The organism is Vulcaniibacterium tengchongense (assembly GCF_003814555.1).
Lineage (GTDB): Bacteria > Pseudomonadota > Gammaproteobacteria > Xanthomonadales > Xanthomonadaceae > Vulcaniibacterium > Vulcaniibacterium tengchongense.
Genome location: NZ_RKQN01000004.1, coordinates 110,009 through 125,172, shown reverse-complemented (window position 1 = coordinate 125,172; position 15,164 = coordinate 110,009). Strand labels below are relative to the sequence as shown.

Annotated in this window: 13 protein-coding genes; 5 read left to right on the top strand and 8 right to left on the bottom strand. The window is 71.7% G+C overall.

From position 1 onward, the window contains the following. The first annotated feature begins 51 nt into the window (after positions 1-51). Positions 52-477 carry a F0F1 ATP synthase subunit epsilon gene (locus EDC50_RS13690; RefSeq protein WP_123771046.1) on the top strand — a complete coding sequence of 142 codons (426 nt, stop codon included), beginning with the start codon at positions 52-54 and terminating at the stop codon, positions 475-477. A 97-nt stretch (positions 478-574) separates the two neighbouring features. Here EDC50_RS13690 and EDC50_RS13685 read toward each other — a convergent pair whose 3' ends face one another. Then, a complete protein-coding gene (locus EDC50_RS13685; RefSeq protein ID WP_123771045.1) occupies positions 575-979 on the bottom strand; it encodes a GtrA family protein in 405 nt (134 codons plus the stop codon). A gap of 70 nt (positions 980-1,049) precedes the next feature. Between EDC50_RS13685 and EDC50_RS13680 the strand changes: the two genes are divergently transcribed. From EDC50_RS13680 to EDC50_RS13670, 3 genes are read left to right on the top strand one after another with little or no spacing between them, the layout of a single operon-like run. Continuing rightward, positions 1,050-3,308, top strand: coding sequence for a hypothetical protein (locus EDC50_RS13680; protein WP_123771044.1), 2,259 nt, complete (start codon positions 1,050-1,052; stop codon positions 3,306-3,308). Beyond that, entirely contained in the window at positions 3,305-4,669 is a 1,365-nt protein-coding gene (gene glmU, locus EDC50_RS13675) for a bifunctional UDP-N-acetylglucosamine diphosphorylase/glucosamine-1-phosphate N-acetyltransferase GlmU (protein ID WP_123771043.1), read from the top strand. The genes EDC50_RS13680 and glmU overlap by 4 nt, the downstream gene beginning before the upstream one ends. Continuing rightward, entirely contained in the window at positions 4,666-5,205 is a 540-nt protein-coding gene (locus EDC50_RS13670) for a GNAT family N-acetyltransferase (RefSeq protein WP_123771042.1), read from the top strand. Before glmU ends, EDC50_RS13670 begins: the two co-directional genes overlap by 4 nt. Here the strand turns inward: EDC50_RS13670 and EDC50_RS13665 are convergent. The 7 genes from EDC50_RS13665 to EDC50_RS13635 all read right to left on the bottom strand — a co-directional run bounded on the left by EDC50_RS13665 (position 5,189) and on the right by EDC50_RS13635 (position 12,989). After that, positions 5,189-6,490, bottom strand: a complete 1,302-nt coding sequence (locus EDC50_RS13665; protein ID WP_425477940.1) for a sensor histidine kinase — start codon at positions 6,488-6,490, stop codon at positions 5,189-5,191. The two genes, EDC50_RS13670 and EDC50_RS13665, sit on opposite strands and share 17 nt — an antisense overlap. A gap of 17 nt (positions 6,491-6,507) precedes the next feature. After that, positions 6,508-7,863: a sigma-54-dependent transcriptional regulator gene (locus EDC50_RS13660; RefSeq protein WP_123771041.1), complete on the bottom strand. Its 1,356-nt coding sequence runs from the start codon at positions 7,861-7,863 to the stop codon at positions 6,508-6,510. Positions 7,864-8,027: 164 nt separating this feature from the next. Next, the gene (locus EDC50_RS13655) at positions 8,028-9,266 is read right to left on the bottom strand and encodes an ABC transporter permease (RefSeq protein WP_123771040.1); all 1,239 of its coding nucleotides are present in this window, start codon (positions 9,264-9,266) and stop codon (positions 8,028-8,030) included. Between the two features lie 8 nt (positions 9,267-9,274). Continuing rightward, positions 9,275-10,585: an ABC transporter permease gene (locus EDC50_RS13650; RefSeq protein WP_123771039.1), complete on the bottom strand. Its 1,311-nt coding sequence runs from the start codon at positions 10,583-10,585 to the stop codon at positions 9,275-9,277. A gap of 10 nt (positions 10,586-10,595) precedes the next feature. After that, positions 10,596-11,324, bottom strand: a complete 729-nt coding sequence (locus tag EDC50_RS13645; RefSeq protein ID WP_123771038.1) for an ABC transporter ATP-binding protein — start codon at positions 11,322-11,324, stop codon at positions 10,596-10,598. A 160-nt stretch (positions 11,325-11,484) separates the two neighbouring features. Beyond that, positions 11,485-11,703, bottom strand: a complete 219-nt coding sequence (locus EDC50_RS13640; RefSeq protein WP_123771037.1) for a hypothetical protein — start codon at positions 11,701-11,703, stop codon at positions 11,485-11,487. A gap of 2 nt (positions 11,704-11,705) precedes the next feature. After that, positions 11,706-12,989: an efflux RND transporter periplasmic adaptor subunit gene (locus EDC50_RS13635; RefSeq protein ID WP_123771036.1), complete on the bottom strand. Its 1,284-nt coding sequence runs from the start codon at positions 12,987-12,989 to the stop codon at positions 11,706-11,708. 189 nt (positions 12,990-13,178) lie between these two features. Here EDC50_RS13635 and glmS point away from each other — a divergent pair, with 189 nt between their 5' ends. Continuing rightward, positions 13,179-15,011: a glutamine--fructose-6-phosphate transaminase (isomerizing) gene (gene glmS, locus EDC50_RS13630; protein ID WP_123771035.1), complete on the top strand. Its 1,833-nt coding sequence runs from the start codon at positions 13,179-13,181 to the stop codon at positions 15,009-15,011. Positions 15,012-15,164 lie beyond the last annotated feature (153 nt).

The following is a 15,164-nucleotide window of genomic DNA, read 5'->3' as shown; positions in this document are numbered from 1 at the left end:
CGCCCCCTTCCGCAAGCGGGAGAGGGAGTCAAGGCAGAAGAGCGTTTTCCTATGGCATCCACGATTCGTTGCGACATCGTCAGCGCCGAGCAGGAGATCTTCCACGGCGAGGCCGAGCTGGTGGTGGCCACCGGCGAGATGGGCGAGCTCGGCATCGCGCCCAAGCACGCGCCGCTGATCACCCGTCTCAAGCCGGGCAAGGTCGTGGTGACGCTGCCGGGCGGCGAGCGGCTCGATTTCGCCATCTCCGGCGGCATCCTCGAGGTCCAGCCGACCGTGGTGACGGTGCTCGCCGACACCGCGATCCGCGCCCAGGACATCGACGAGGCGGCGGTGCGCGCGGCGAAGGAGGAGGCCGAGCGCATCCTCGCCAAGAAGGACCCGAAGATGAGCACGGAAGAGGCGCAGGCGCAGCTGGCGATGAGCCTGGCGCAGCTGCAGGCGCTGGAGCGCCTGCGCCGCGACATGAAGCACTGAGGCCGGCAACCGGCATCGGCCGCGGGAAGGTCCGCGGCGGCGAAAGGCGACGGCGACCCCGTCGCCTTTTTCGTCGCCGCGCCCCGGAGGCGCCGTCCTAGCGCCGGTAGACCCAGTGCCGCGACAGCAGGAAGCCGGCCGCGCTGAGCCCCAGGTCCACCGCGGGTTTCGCGAACCAGGCCCATTTCAGCCCGACCGCGCGTTCCACACCGGTGAGCGCCCAGGTACTGACCGCGGTCGTGGCCAGCCACAGCAGCACGAACCGCGCGAGCTGGCGCCGGCCCACGGCGGTGCCTTCGCCGGCGAACGTGAAGCGGCCGTTGAGCCAGAAGCCGAGCAGCGCGCCGCCGATCCGGCCTGCGACATTGGCCGGCTCCACCGCCAGCCCGAGCCCGCTCAGGGCGACGAACGTCGCCCAGTCCACCAACAGTTGCAGCAGGCCGATCGCGAAATAGCTGCCGCCCTGGCGCAGCAGCGGGATCTGGATCAGACGCTTGATCATCCGTGCATTCTAGTGCGTCGGCATCCGCACGGGCCGCTAGAATCCGCGGACCACAACGGCGAGAGGGCGGATGGGCAATACACGGCAGTTCCTCGCACGGGCCGCGGACGCGGCCTTGTCCCGGCCGCGGCGGTTGCTGGTCGGGTTGTGGCTGCTGCTGTGCGGCCCCTGGCTGCTGGGTGCGCGCGTGCTGCCCTACGACGCCGCGCAGGAGTTCTATCCGGCGGTGGCCTATACCGTGCAGCAACTGCAGCGGTTGCAGGGGCCATGGTGGAACCCGCTGCTGTTCGGTGGCTATCCGCATTTCGCCGATCCGCAGGGCATGACCTTCCAGCCGACGGTCATCCTGCCGATGCTGCTTTCGCCGTTGCCTTCGATGACGTGGTTCAGCGCGGTGGTGGTGCTCCACGTGCTGGTCGCTGGGCTCGGGGCGACGGCCCTGGCGCGCGATTATCGGTTGGCGGCCGCGCCGCAACTGGTGTTCGCCCTGACGCTGATGTTCGGCGCGGTGGCGGCGTCGCGGGTCCAGCATGTACCGATGATCGTCAGCTATGCGTTCCTGCCGTGGTTGTGGTGGGCGCTGCGGCGACTGTCACAGCGCCCCGGCGTGTGGACGGCATGCGGGGTCGGCGTGTTCGGCGGGCTGTGCGCGTTGCAGATGACGCAAGTGACGTACCTGATCGGCCTGTTCGCGGTCGTCTACGGGGTCGGGCTCATCGCCGGGTCGCCGCAACGTGGCCGCTATCTTGCCTTCGCCGCGTCCGCCGCCGCGTTGGCGCTGTTGATCTGCCTGCCGCAGTGGCTGTCGACCTTCGCCTACTTGCCGTTCACCAATCGCGCACAGCTGCCGCTGGAGGCCGCCACCTCCGGCAGCCTGTCGCACGCCGCGCTCGGTACGTTGCTGGGCGCGGATTTCCTGTGGAACAACGGCGAATATCTCGGCCCGGGCGATCTGTCGCAGGACTACCTCTATCTGGGGGCCGTGCCACTGGCGGCTTGGACACTGTGGGGGCGCTCGCTGCCGGCAGCGCACCGGCGTCTCGCGCGAGGTTTGACGGCTGTGGCGGCGTTGACGCTGGTGTATGCGCTCGGCACGCATGCTCCGATCTACGGCCTCTTGTATCGCGTGCTCCCCGGCCTAGACCTGTTCCGCCGGCCGGCCGATGCGTTGTTCCTGTTCGTTCCGGCCGCGGCCTTGCTCGCGGCACTGTCGCTGGACGCGCGCCTGAAGGGGGCGCCCCTGCGCCCGAACTGGCCTGCCTGGATCGTGCTTGCCCTGCTGGTGGCCTACAGCTTGTGGCACGCGTTTGCCGTGATGAGGCATCCGGCTGCGACTGCGGCCCTGTGGATCAGCGCGATCATCGCCGCCGCCACCGTATGGCTGCTGCGGCGGGGCGCGAATACCGCCCCGGTCGCGCTGCTGGCCGTAATCGCGCTGGTGAGCGTGGACCTGTCGGCGCACAACGTACGCGCTCGCTACTACGGTGGACGCGGCGAGATGCGAAAGCTCTACCGTGGCGCATCGTGGCCCGACGATCCGGCATCGGCGGCCGCGCCCGCGCTCACGCGGCTTCGCGACATCCTGGGAGGCGAAGTGGCGCCGCTTCGGGCCGAAGTGTATGGGCTCGATCCACTGATCAACGGCGCTACAGTGCGGGGCATGGCCTTATCCAACGGCTACAACCCGTTGCTGTACGCCCCGTACGCGCAGATCTACGGGGTGGGGACGCATCCGATGCAGCGGATGGACGAGCGCCGTTTCACGCCGTGGGCGCCGGACTATGCCGCAGCGGCCTTCGACTTGCTCGGCTTGCGCGCGATCGCCTCGCGCGAACCGGCCGAAGGTACCGTGGCTGCCGCAGGCGCGCATTGGAGGCTGCGCGATACGGTGTTGCCGCGTGTCCTCAACCCGACGAGGGTAGCCCTGCACGCGCAGCCTATGCCGCCTCCGGGAGAGTATGGTCGTACCGATTTCCGGCAGCAGCTTTGGTTGCCAGCGCCGTTCCCTGCGGTCGACTGCGCCGCCGAGGCAGCCGGGATCGCGAGCATCGAACGGGTGACGTACAGTGCGAACCTCGTGGAAATCGACTATCGCGCCGACCGTCCGGCATGGATCGTATTCAACGAGATCGTCGCGCCCGGCTGGATGGCCCAGGTCGACGGGCGTGAAGTGCCGCTGCTGCGAGCCAATGCCCTGTTCCGTGGTGCCTGTGTTCCCGGCGGGTCGCACCGGCTGGCGTTCCGCTTCAGTCCCATGCGCATGATCCGGTCGCGTTGGACGCGCGACGCCGCCCATTCCATGTTTTCTTCTTCCGGAAGCCCGCCATGACCGCGCCACTCCACGTCATCATCCTCGCCGCCGGCGAAGGCAAGCGGATGAAGTCCGCGATCCCCAAGGTCCTGCAGAAGGTGGCCGGGCGGCCGATGCTGGCGCACGTGATCGACACCGCGCGCGCGTTGCGGCCGCAGGGCATCCACGTGGTCCACGGCCACGGCGGCGAGCAGGTGCGCGAGGCGTTCGCGGACCAGCCCGACTTGGCCTGGGTCGAGCAGGCGCAGCGCCTGGGCACCGGCCACGCGGTGCAGCAGGCGATGCCGCAGGTGCCGCAGGACGCGCGCGTGCTGATCCTGTACGGCGACGTGCCGCTGACCGAGGCCGAGACGCTGCAGCGCCTGCTCGCCGCGCCCGGCCGGATCGCGGTGCTGGTGGCCGACCTCGAGGATCCCACCGGCTACGGGCGCATCGTCCGCGACGCGGAAGGGCGGGTCGCGCGCGTGGTCGAGCACAAGGACGCGGACGACGAGCAGCGGGCGATCCGCACCGTCAACACCGGCATCCTGGTCGCCGACGGCGAGCCGCTGCGGCGCTGGCTGCAGCACTTGGGCAACGACAACGCCCAGGGCGAGTACTACCTGACCGACGTGTTCGCCGCGGCCGCGGCCGAGTACGCCGCGGCCGAGCTGGTGCACGTCGGCGACCCGCTCGAGGTCGAGGGCGCGAACGATCCCTGGCAGCTGGCGCAGCTGGAGCGCGCCTACCAGCGCCGCGCCGCGCGCGCGCTGTGCCTGCGGGGCGCGCGCCTGGCGGACCCGGCGCGCTACGACCAGCGCGGCACGGTGGAGGTGGGGCGCGACGTCGAGATCGACGCCGACGTGATCCTGGAAGGCCGGGTGGAGCTCGGCGACGGAGTGCGCATCGGCCCGTTCTGCCGGCTCAAGGACGTGCGCCTGGGCGCCGGCACCGAGGTGCGCGCGCATTGCGACCTCGAGGGCGTGGTGGTCGAGGGCGCCGCTCAGATCGGCCCGTACGCGCGCCTGCGCCCGGGCACCGTGCTCGCCGACGGCGTGCACGTCGGCAACTTCGTCGAGACCAAGAACGCGCGCCTGGGCCGCGGCAGCAAGGCCAACCACCTGACCTATCTGGGCGACGCGCTGATCGGCGGCGGCGTCAACGTCGGCGCGGGCACCATCACCTGCAACTACGACGGCGTGAACAAGTCCACCACCACGATCGGCGACGGCGCCTTCATCGGTTCCAACTCGTCGCTGGTGGCGCCGGTGACGATCGGCGCGAACGCCACCGTCGGCGCCGGCTCGGTGGTCACCAAGGATGCGCCGGCCGACAAGCTGACCGTCGCCCGCGGCCGCCAGGTCACGGTCGAGGGTTGGCAACGCCCGAAGAAGAAGTGAGCCGGGCGTACGCGCTCCGTCCGGGCCGGGCGGACGAGGCGGCGGCGCTGATCGGCATCGAGCGGCGCGCCTGCGAGCTGCTGCGCGGCCACGAAGCCCATGCCGCGTTTTCCCGGCACACGCTGGCGCCGGAGGACCACGCCGAGGCCGCCGCGCACGGCCGCCTGTGGGTGGCCGATTGCGCCGGGCGCGCGCTGGGCTACGCGTTGTACGCGCCGCTCGACGGCGCCGCCCACCTGGCGCAGATGGACGTGGACCCCGGGTACGGCCGCCGCGGCATCGGCCGCGCGCTGCTGGAGCAGGTCTGCGTCCGCGCCGCCGAGGAAGGCTTCGATCGCATCACCCTGATCACCCTGCGCGACGTGCCGTGGAACGCGCCCTTCTACGCGCGCGCCGGCTTCGCGCCGCTGGCGCCGGGCGAATGCACGCCGGGACTGCGCGCGGCGTTCGAGCAGGAGCGGCGCCTGGGATTCCCGATGCACCTGCGCGTGGCGATGCAGCGCCCGCTGGGACGGCCGGTCAGGCCGGCAGGTTGAGGCTGACGCACAGCCCGCCCTGGTCGCGGTTGGCCAGGGCGATGCGGCCGCCGTGCGCCTCGGCGATCTCGCGCGCGAGCGCCAGGCCCAGGCCGGTGCCGCTGCGCTTGGTCGAATAGAACGGCACCAGCGCGTTCTGCAGCACCGCCTCGCTCATGCCGCTGCCGCGGTCGAGCACGTCGATCCGCCACCATTCCCCCGCGCGGCGCACGCGCAGCTTGACTTCCGTCTCCGGCGAGCCGGATTCGTGCGCGTTCTTGAGCAGGTTCAGCAGCGCCTGCTCGAACTGCGCCGGATCCACGCGCAGCGGCGCGTCCGGAAGCGGGCCGTCGACGGCGAACGGGATCTGGCTGCGCAGACGCGCGGCGAACGACGCCCACTGGATCGGCTCGGCGCGCGGCGTCGGCAGCTTGGCGAAGCGCGCGTAGCCGCGGATGAAGCCTTCCAGGTGGCGGGCGCGTTCTTCGATCGTGGCGAAAATGGTGTCGAGCCGGTCGTGTTGGCCGCGCCGCAGCAGCTTGGCGCCGGAATGCGCCAGCGAGGCGATCGGCGCCAGCGAGTTGTTGAGCTCGTGGCTGATCACCCGGATCACCTTCTTCCAGGTCTGCACCTCCTGGCGGCGCAGCTCGGTGGTCAGCTCGCGCAGCAGGGCCAGCTCGTGGCGCCGGCCGTTGAGGCGGAAGCTGCGCCGGGCGAGGTGGTAGATCGCCTCGTGGTCCTCGCTCTCGACGCTGAACATGCCGTCGCCGCCTCGGGCGAACGCCTCTTGCACCTGCGCCGGCGCCTGCGCGAGGAGGTCGTCGAGGCGACGGCCCTCGAGCCGGCGGCCGTCGCCGAGCATCTTGCGCGCGGCGAGGTTGGCCAGCACCACGTGCCCGCTGGCGTCGGTGAGCAGCATCGCCACCGGCGTGTTCTGCACCAGCGTGTCGAGCAGCAGCTCGCGCTGGACCAGCGCCTGGCGCTGCTCGCGCAGGGCCTCGCCGAGCCGGTTGTGGCTGGCCACCAGTTCGGCCAGTTCGTCCGAGCCGCGCCAGGACAGGCCGAAGCTGAAGTCGCCGTCGCGGTAGCTCGCCACGGTGCCGGCGAGGGCGCGGAACAGCGAGCGCATCGGCGCGAACAGGCGCCGCACGTGGTAGACCAGCAGCGGCGCGAGCAGCGCGAGCGCCGCGGCGAACGCGCCCGCCGGCGCCAGCCAGCGCGACAGCCACAGCGCCAGCGCCGCGGCCGCCGCCAGGTAGGCGAGCGCGACCGCGCTGAAGGTGAAGCTCATCGGCAGCCGCCGCAGCCAGCGCATGGTCGGCCTCAGTCGCGGCGGATGCCGAGCCGTTCCAGGCGCCGGTACAGCGCCTGGCGCGACAGGCCCAGCTCGCTCGCGGCCTGCGCCAGGACGCCGCCGCTGCGTTCCAGCGCGGCCTCGATCGCGGCGCGGTCCGGCTCGTCGCGGCCGGCGCCGTCGAGCGCATCCGGCGCGGCGGCCGTGCGCGCATCCGGCAGCCCGAGGTCGGCGGCGCCGAGCGTGTCGCTGGCGGCGAGCAGCGCCGCGCGCTGCAGCGTGTTGCGCAGTTCGCGCACGTTGCCCGGCCAGGCGTGCGCGAGCAGGGCGCGCTCGGCGTCCTCGCCCAGGCGCTTGCCGGCGGCGAGGAAGTGCCGCGCCAGCGGCAGCACGTCGTCGCGGCGTTGCGCCAGCGGCGGCACGTCGATCTGGATCGTGTTGAGGCGGTAGTACAGGTCCTCGCGGAAGCGGCCGTCGCGGATCATCGCCGGCAGGTCGGCGTTGGTCGCGCTGATCACCCGCACCTTGACCTGGCGCTCGCGGTTGGAGCCCAGCCGTTGGAAGCGGCCGGTCTCGAGCACGCGCAGCAGCTTCATCTGCCCGTTGGGCGGCAGGTTGCCGATCTCGTCGAGGAACAGGGTGCCGCCGTCGGCGGCCTCGAACTTGCCCTCGCGCGCGCGGTTGGCGCCGGTGTAGGCGCCGGCCTCGGCGCCGAACAGTTCGGCCTCGATCAGTTCGCTGGGCAGCGCGCCGCAGTTGAGGGTGACGAAGGGGCCGTCCTTGACCGCCGAGTTGGCCTGCACGATCTCGGCGATCTTCTCCTTGCCGGCGCCGTTGGGCCCGCAGACCAGCACCGGCACGTCGGCGCGCGCGACCCGGCCGGCGAGCTCGACCACCCGCGCCATCGCCTCCGAGGCGAACACCAGCCCGCGCAGGTCGTAGCGCGCGGCCAGCTCGCGCTGCACGCGCCGGCGCTGCCCGTGCAGGCGCGAGAGCTCGCGCGCGCTTTCGGACAGCTCCAGCAGGTTCTCGACCGCCGCCAGCAGCTTCTGGTCGTCCCAGGGCTTGGCCAGGTAGTCGGCGGCGCCGGCCTTGGCCAGTTCCACGGCCATGTCGAGGTGGGTCCAGGCGGTGAGCAGGATGACCGGCAGGTCGGGATGGCGCTGGCGGATCGCGCGGAACAGCTGCACGCCTTCTTCGCCGGACGTCGTGTCGGCGCTGAAGTTCATGTCCTGCACCACCAGGCCGATGTCCTCGCGCTGGAGCAGGCGCAGGCCCTCGTCGGGCGTATGGGCGACCAGGGTGCGGATCTCGCGCAGGCCGAACAGCACGTCCAGCGCGGTTCCCACGGCGGGGTTGTCGTCGATCACCAGAACGGTGCGCATGCGGGCGATGAGGGTTGGGGCGCCGGGGCGCGAAGGGCGAGTATAGGGGCGTGCCGCGGTGCGCCGGTGCGATCCGGCGTTCGGCGTGGATGCGGCGGATCGGCGGGGACGATGCCCGCTCGATCCGGCCCGGCGGCCGGCCGCCGGGCGCTGGTTGGACGGCGCTACACCGAGCGCGTCGCCACCGCCGGCGGCACCGCGGCGGCGCGGCGCGCGGGCCCGTAGACCGCGAACTGGCCGAGCAGCCACAGCGCCACCGCGCCGATCGGCAAGTACAGCGCCGGCAGGCGCGGCAGCTCGTAGCGGCCCATCAGCATCTGGTTGATGCCGTAGGCGAGCAGCATGCCCAGCACGATGCCGAGCGTGGCGAGCAGGAAGTTCTCCATCTGGAAATAGCGCAGGATCTGCCCCCGCGTCGCGCCCAGCGCGCGGCGGATGCCGATCTGCTTGGTGCGCTGCTGCACCCAGAAGCTGGCCAGGCCGACGATGCCAAGCGCGGTGACCACCAGCAGGGCCACGCACACCGCGCTGAGCAGCCACACCATCGACTCGTCCTGGCGGAAATATTCCCCGCGCACTTCCGTGAACGGCTTGGAGTCCTCCAGGGCGACGATCCGGGTGGGCCTGGCGTGCTCGAAGTAGGCCAGCGCGGCCTTGAGGACCTCGTCGCGGCGCGCCGGGTCGGTGCGCAGGAGGTAGTTGCCGCCCTCCTGGTAGGAGGGGCGCACGGGCAGGATCATCGAGTAGCCGGCCTGGGCCGGCCCGCCCCACTTGCTCGGACGCGCCAGCCGCTCGACGATGCCGACGATGCGGACCGGTTGCTCCTCGCCCCAGGCATAGACCTGCTTGCCGACGGCGTTTTCGCCCGGGAACAGGCGTTCGGCCGCCTCGCGCGTGACCAGCATGGCGGGGACGCGCGGCGGCGTCGGCCCGGGATTGTCGAACTCGGCGTAATCGACATACTCGTCGGAGTTGAACCACCGCCCGGCCACCAGGCGCAGGCCGAACGTGCGCAGCATCTGCTCCTCGGCCATGTACACCGCTGCGCTCAGCGTCGGGCGCGCCTGCTCGCGTTCGAGCGTGATCGACGAATTCCAGCCGCTGTTGCCGAACGGGATCTGGTTGGCCAGGGTCGCGGCCTTGACGCCCGGGATGGCGCGCAGCGCGGCGAGGTCCTCGCGGGTCACGACATGGGCGTTGTCGCTGGCGGCCATGCCGGACACCTGCACGCGCACCAGCTCGTCCTCGGCGATGCCGCTTGGGGTGCGCATGTTGTCGATGCGCCCCGAGATCAGGAACACCGCATTGCAGATGATCGCGCAGCTCAGCGCGATCTCGAGCACGATCAGCGCCGCCGCGGTCTTGTGCCGGCGCAGGGTGGACAGAATCGGACGGATATCCATGGTGGGCCTCACTGGCTCTTGAGCTGGATGGCGGGCGCGATCTGGCAGGCGCGCCACGCCGGCAGCAGGCCGGCGAGCAGGCTGGCGCCGATCGCGACGACGAAGGTGGTGAGCAGCATGCTGGCATCGAGCCGCGCCAGTTCGGCGTAGCTGACCGGTTGCTGGCGCACCGCCCACAGGCCCAGCAACGCCAGGAGCAGGCCGAACACGCCGCCGACCAGGCCCACGGTCCCGGCCTCGACCAGGCACTGGGCGAAGATCGCGCCGCGCGAGGCCCCGAGCGCGCGGCGCACGCCGATCTCGCCCGCCCGACGCAGGAACTTGGCCAGCAGCAGCCCCACGGTGTTGAGCAGGCAGACGGCCAGGAAGCCCAGCGCCAGCCACAGCTGCAGGCGCACGTCGCTGGGCAGCACGTTGCGGTCGTCGAGCCAGCCCACCACGTCGTCGAGCCGGACGTTGGCCGGGCGCTGGAAGCGGCCGGCCGCGCGCTGCTGGTTGGAGTAGTTGACCAGGTAGCGCCGGTACTCTTCCGCCTGGGCCGGCGACTCCAGTTCGACCCAGTACTGGATCCACGCGCACGGCGCGTTCAAGCCGGTGGAACCCTCCTCGTCCTGGCGCGAGTCCCCCCAGCAGGTCATGTCGCCGCTGGTGGGGAACTTCGCGTCGCGCGAGGTCGAGAACGGCACGAACACTTGCTCGCTTTCGCCGTAGTGGGACAGGGTGACGTCGTAGAAGCGCGGCACCGGCCGCCACGGGGCGAGCACGCCGACGATGCGGAACTCGGTCTGGTGGATGCGCAGGGTCTTGCCGACGCTGTCCGCTCCGCCGAACAGCCGGTCGTTGAGCGACTTGCCGATCACCACCACGCGCGAGCGCGCTTTGTCGTCGGCCTCGTTCCAGGGGCCGCCGTAGGCGAACGGCACGTCGAACATCGGGAAGAAATCGGCGCTGGTGTAGCGCGCCTGCACCGAGAACGGCGTCAGGTCCGGTCGCGCCGGCTCGATCGCGACGTCGCCGCCGGTCATCATCGCCTGCCGCTTGCCGCGCTTGTCGCGCAGCAGGGCCTCGGCGTCGTAACGGGTCATCTGCTGCGAGGGCTTGTCGCCCGGGGTGTAGTCCTCCGCGCCGCGGGGGTCGATGCGCGGGTAGAACAGGCGGTCGCTCTTGCCCGGGATGGGGTCGCCGGAGAGCACATGGAACACGGTCAGCGTGGTCATGCAGGCGCCGATGCCGAGCGCGATCGCGAGCACCATCAGCGCGGTGAGCACGCGATTGCGGCGGAAGCTGCGCAGCGCCAGGTCGAAGTAGTAGGCGAACATGGCGGCGGCCTCAGGCGATCGGATCGGGCGCGGCCTCGGCGAGGGCGCGGGCGCGGATCAGGCTCGGTTCGACCGACAGGTCGGTGGCCATGCCGTCGACGATGTGCACGTTGCGTTGCGCGCGCGCGGCCAGCTCCGGGTCGTGGGTGACCATCACGATGGTGGTGCCCGCAGCGTTGATCTCCTCCAGCAATTCCATCACGCCGCGCGCCATCTGCGAGTCGAGGTTGCCGGTGGGCTCGTCGGCGAGCAGCAGGCGCGGGCTGCCGGCCAGCGCGCGCGCGATCGCCGCGCGCTGCTGCTGGCCGCCGGACAGCTCGGTCGGGTAGTGCTTCATGCGCGACCCCAGGCCCACCCGGGTCAGCGCTTCCTCGATCCGCTGCCGGCGCTCCGACGCGGGCATGCCGCGGTAGCGCAGCGGCACGTCGACGTTGTCGAACAGGTTGAGGTCGGGGATCAGGTTGAAGCCCTGGAAGATGAAGCCGATCTTGCGGTTGCGCAGGCGCGAGCGGGCGTCGTCGGGCAGGTGCCGCACGTCCTCGCCGTCGAGCTTGTAGACCCCGCTGGTGAAGGTCTCCAGCAGGCCGGCGATGTTGAGGAAGGTGGTCTTGCCGGAGCCGGACGGGCCGGTGACGGCGACGAACTCGCCTTCGCGGACGTGCAGGTCGAGCGAGCGCAGGGCATGGGTCTCGACCAGCTCGGTGCGGTAGACCTTGGAGACGGCTTGCATGAGCAGCATGGCGGGCCTTTTCGAGGTTGTCGGTTGTCGGTTGCGATTGGCCGGTAAGCGGCCGCGTCCCCGCGAAGGCGGGCGTCCGGGGCCTGTTCGCTTTCCGGAGAGAGAGTGGGAAGCCGGCCCGTGGACGCCCGCTTTCGCGGGAACGACGGATGCGGCGCGGTCAGCGGATGCGGACGAAGTCCGGCAGCTCGCCGCGGCGCAGGTAACCCTGGCGCAGGCCGCGCCGCGGCGCCGGCGCGGCGGCATTGGCCGCGTCCGGCAGCGCCGCGTCGAACCGGACTATCTCGTGCAGCCGCAGCGGCACGGCGTCGGCCAGGTCCTGCGCGCTCCAGTGCAGGTCGAACGGGAAGGCGTGGGCGTGATTGACGGAAACGTTCATGATCATTCTCCCGAGATGCGGACGCGTTCGGCGTCGTTGAATTGGTCGCTGCCGGAGACCACGATGCGGTCGCCGGGGGAAACGCCGTCGAGGATCTCGACCGCGTCGAGGCTGGCGGCGCCGGCGCGGATCGGCCTCTTGACCGCGCTGGAGCCGTCCACCACGTAGGCGTAGCGCCCGCCGCCCTGTTCGAGGAAGGGGCCGCGCTCCACCATCAGCACGTCGCGGCGCGTGTCGAGCACGATGCGCGCGGACAGGCGCTGGTTCTGGCGCAGGCCGGGCGGCTGCGGGCCGACGAAGCGCAGGCGGCTGGTCACCTCGCCGTTCACCACCTCCGGCGACACCGCCGACACCTGCGCCGGGTAGGGCGTGCCCGCGCCGCTGGTGATCTGCGCCGGCATGCCGATGCCGAGGTCGCGGGCGAAGCTCTCCGGCACCTTGATCTCGACCTCGAACTCGGTGAGGTCGACCACGCTCAGCACCGGCGCGTTGGCGGCGACGTTGGCGCGCTGCGCCACCAGCACCTGGCCCACCTGGCCGTCGAACGGCGCGCGCAGGTTCAGCGCGTCGACCTGGCGGCGCAATTCGGCGACGACCGCGCGCTGGCGATCGGCGAGCAGGCGCTTGTTGCGCGTGTCCAGGCCGGCGCCCCGGGTCTGCAGGCCGGCGTCCTTGCGCGCGTGCGCCAAGCCGATCTCGGCCTTCTTCAGCTCGTCCTGGGCCTTGGCGACGTCGACCGAGGCGACCGCACCGCCGTCGAACCCGCGCTGGTAGCGCTCCAGGTCGCGCTGCGCGGCCATGCGCTCGATCTCGGCTTGGTCCAGGGCCTTGCGCGCGTTGGCGCGGGCGAGTTGCGCGTCGAGCTCGGCGCGGCTGGCCTCGGCTTCCAGGCTGGCCAGGGTGGCCTCCTCCTGCGCCAGCTTGCTGCGCAGCTCCGGGCTGTCGAGCTCGGCCAGCACCTGGCCGCGCTTCACCGCGTCGCCGGCGACCACCTTCAGGGTGACCGTGCCGGCGGAGATCGCGTACAGGGTCGGGCTGTTGGCGGCGATCACCTTGCCGTCGGCGACGATGTCGCGGGTCAGGTCGCCGCGCTTGACCTCGGCGATGCGCAGGCGCGCGGCGTCGTAGGAGCGCCCGCCTGCGGCCCAGCCGGAGACCAGCCAAGCGCCGCCGGCGAGCAGCACGGCCGCGGCCGCGGCGGCCGGCAGCCAGCGCAGGCGGCGCCGCAGCGGCGCGGCGGGGGCGGCGACCGGGCGGTCCTGGGCGGAGGTGTCGCGAATGCTCATGCGGATCGAAGGAAAGAAGGGCGGACGCCCTCTTCCTTGCACGAGCCGTGCCAACCGTAACTCATTGAAACAGAAGAAAAGTTCGTCCGGGTGTACGGCGTCCGCCGGACGCGCGGCCGTCCGCGCGGACGCGCCGCACACGCGCGCCGACTACACTGTGCGGCCTGCCCCGAAGGAGTGCTGCGAGCAATGTGCGGAATCGTTGGCGCGATCGCCGATCGCGATGTGGTGCCGGTCCTGATCGAGGGACTCAAGCGTCTGGAATACCGCGGCTACGATTCGGCCGGCATCGCCGTGCTGGACGGCGACGACGTGCGCCGGGTGCGCCGCACCGGGCGCGTGGCCGAGATGGAGGCCGCGGCGCAGGCGCAGGGCTTCCAGGCCCGCATCGGCATCGGCCACACCCGCTGGGCCACCCACGGCGGCGTCACCGAGGCCAACGCCCACCCGCACATCAGCTACGGCGAGCTGGCGCTGGTCCACAACGGCATCATCGAGAACCACGACGAGCAGCGCGCGCGCCTGCAGCAGCTCGGCTACGCGTTCGAGTCGCAGACCGACACCGAGGTCATCGCCCACCTGATCCACCACTACCAGGCGCAGGGCATGGACCTGCTCGTCGCGGTGCAGACCGCGGTGCGCGAGCTGACCGGCGCCTACGCCATCGCCGTGGTCAGCAAGCGCGAGCCCGGCCGGGTGATCGCCGCGCGCATGGGCTGCCCGCTGCTGGTCGGCCTGGGCGAGGGCGAGAACTTCGTCGCCAGCGACGTGTCGGCGATCGTCCAGGCCACGCGCCGGGTGATCTTCCTCGAGGAAGGCGACACCGCCGAGGTCGGCCGCGACGGCGTGCGCGTGTTCGACGCGCTGGGCGCGCAGGTCGAGCGCGAGGTGCACCTGTCGGACGTGTCGCTGTCCTCGCTCGAGCTCGGTCCCTACCGGCACTTCATGCAGAAGGAGATCCACGAGCAGCCGCGCGCGATCGCCGACACCATCGAGGCGGTGATGGACAACAGCGCCTTCGCGCCGGCGCTGTTCGGCGCCGCAGCCGAGGCGCTGCTGCGCGACATCGAGGGCGTGCAGATCCTCGCCTGCGGCACCAGCTACTACGCCGGCCTGACCGCGCGCTACTGGATCGAGGCGATCGCCGGCCTGCCGTGCACGGTCGAGATCGCCAGCGAGTACCGCTACCGCAAGGCGGTGGCGAACCCGAGGCACCTGGTGGTGACGATCTCGCAGTCGGGCGAAACGCTCGACACGATGGAAGCGCTGAAGTACGCCAAGTCCCTCGGCCACGAGCGCACGCTGTCGATCTGCAACGTGCCCGAAAGCGCGATCCCGCGCGCCAGCCGCCTGGTCTACTACACCCGCGCCGGCGCCGAGATCGGCGTGGCCTCGACCAAGGCCTTCACCACCCAGCTGGTCGCGCTGTTCACCCTGGCCGCCACCGTCGCCAAGCTGCAGGGCCGGCTGACGCCGGGGCAGGAGAGCGAGTACCTGGACGCGCTGCGCCATCTGCCCGGCAGCGTGCAGCACGCGCTGAACCTGGAGCCGCAGATCGTCGCCTGGGCCGAGCGCTTCGCGCCGAAGCAGCACGCGCTGTTCCTCGGCCGCGGCGTGCACTACCCGATCGCGCTGGAAGGCGCGCTCAAGCTCAAGGAAATCTCCTACATCCACGCCGAGGCCTACCCGGCCGGCGAGCTCAAGCACGGGCCGCTGGCGCTGGTCGACGCGGCGATGCCGGTGGTGGTGATCGCGCCGAACGACAGCCTGCTGGAGAAGGTGAAGTCGAACATGCAGGAGGTGCGCGCGCGCGGCGGCGAGCTGTTCGTGTTCACCGACGAGGACAGCCAGTTCGGCCCGTCCGAGGGCGTGCACGTGATCCGCGCGCCGCGCCATGTCGGCGTGCTCTCGCCGGTGGTGCACGCGATCCCGGTGCAGTTGCTGGCCTACCACGCCGCGCTCGCCCGCGGCACCGACGTCGACAAGCCGCGCAACCTGGCCAAGTCGGTCACGGTGGAGTAAGGCCGGCCACGGCCACCCCGGCGCCGGCATCGCACTTTCGCCGCCGCGCGGCGCCGCGAAGGCCACCGAGGCCCCGCAACGTTCCGCAGGCGCGCCCATCGCCCCGCGCGCGCCCGCGGGCTGCGCCGCCCGCGGAGCGCGGCCGCCGTCAGG

What these genes read in the sequence shown, in the direction of transcription:
- glmU (WP_123771043.1), top strand. Translation starts at nt 3,305, where the DNA reads ATGACCGCGCCACTCCACGTCATCATCCTCGCCGCCGGCGAAGGCAAG.
- EDC50_RS13650 (WP_123771039.1), bottom strand. Translation starts at nt 10,585, where the DNA reads ATGTTCGCCTACTACTTCGACCTGGCGCTGCGCAGCTTCCGCCGCAAT.
- EDC50_RS13655 (WP_123771040.1), bottom strand. Translation starts at nt 9,266, where the DNA reads ATGGATATCCGTCCGATTCTGTCCACCCTGCGCCGGCACAAGACCGCG.
- EDC50_RS13690 (WP_123771046.1), top strand. Translation starts at nt 52, where the DNA reads ATGGCATCCACGATTCGTTGCGACATCGTCAGCGCCGAGCAGGAGATC.
- EDC50_RS13635 (WP_123771036.1), bottom strand. Translation starts at nt 12,989, where the DNA reads ATGAGCATTCGCGACACCTCCGCCCAGGACCGCCCGGTCGCCGCCCCC.
- EDC50_RS13685 (WP_123771045.1), bottom strand. Translation starts at nt 979, where the DNA reads ATGATCAAGCGTCTGATCCAGATCCCGCTGCTGCGCCAGGGCGGCAGC.
- glmS (WP_123771035.1), top strand. Translation starts at nt 13,179, where the DNA reads ATGTGCGGAATCGTTGGCGCGATCGCCGATCGCGATGTGGTGCCGGTC.
- EDC50_RS13660 (WP_123771041.1), bottom strand. Translation starts at nt 7,863, where the DNA reads ATGCGCACCGTTCTGGTGATCGACGACAACCCCGCCGTGGGAACCGCG.
- EDC50_RS13640 (WP_123771037.1), bottom strand. Translation starts at nt 11,703, where the DNA reads ATGAACGTTTCCGTCAATCACGCCCACGCCTTCCCGTTCGACCTGCAC.
- EDC50_RS13645 (WP_123771038.1), bottom strand. Translation starts at nt 11,324, where the DNA reads ATGCTGCTCATGCAAGCCGTCTCCAAGGTCTACCGCACCGAGCTGGTC.
- EDC50_RS13680 (WP_123771044.1), top strand. Translation starts at nt 1,050, where the DNA reads ATGGGCAATACACGGCAGTTCCTCGCACGGGCCGCGGACGCGGCCTTG.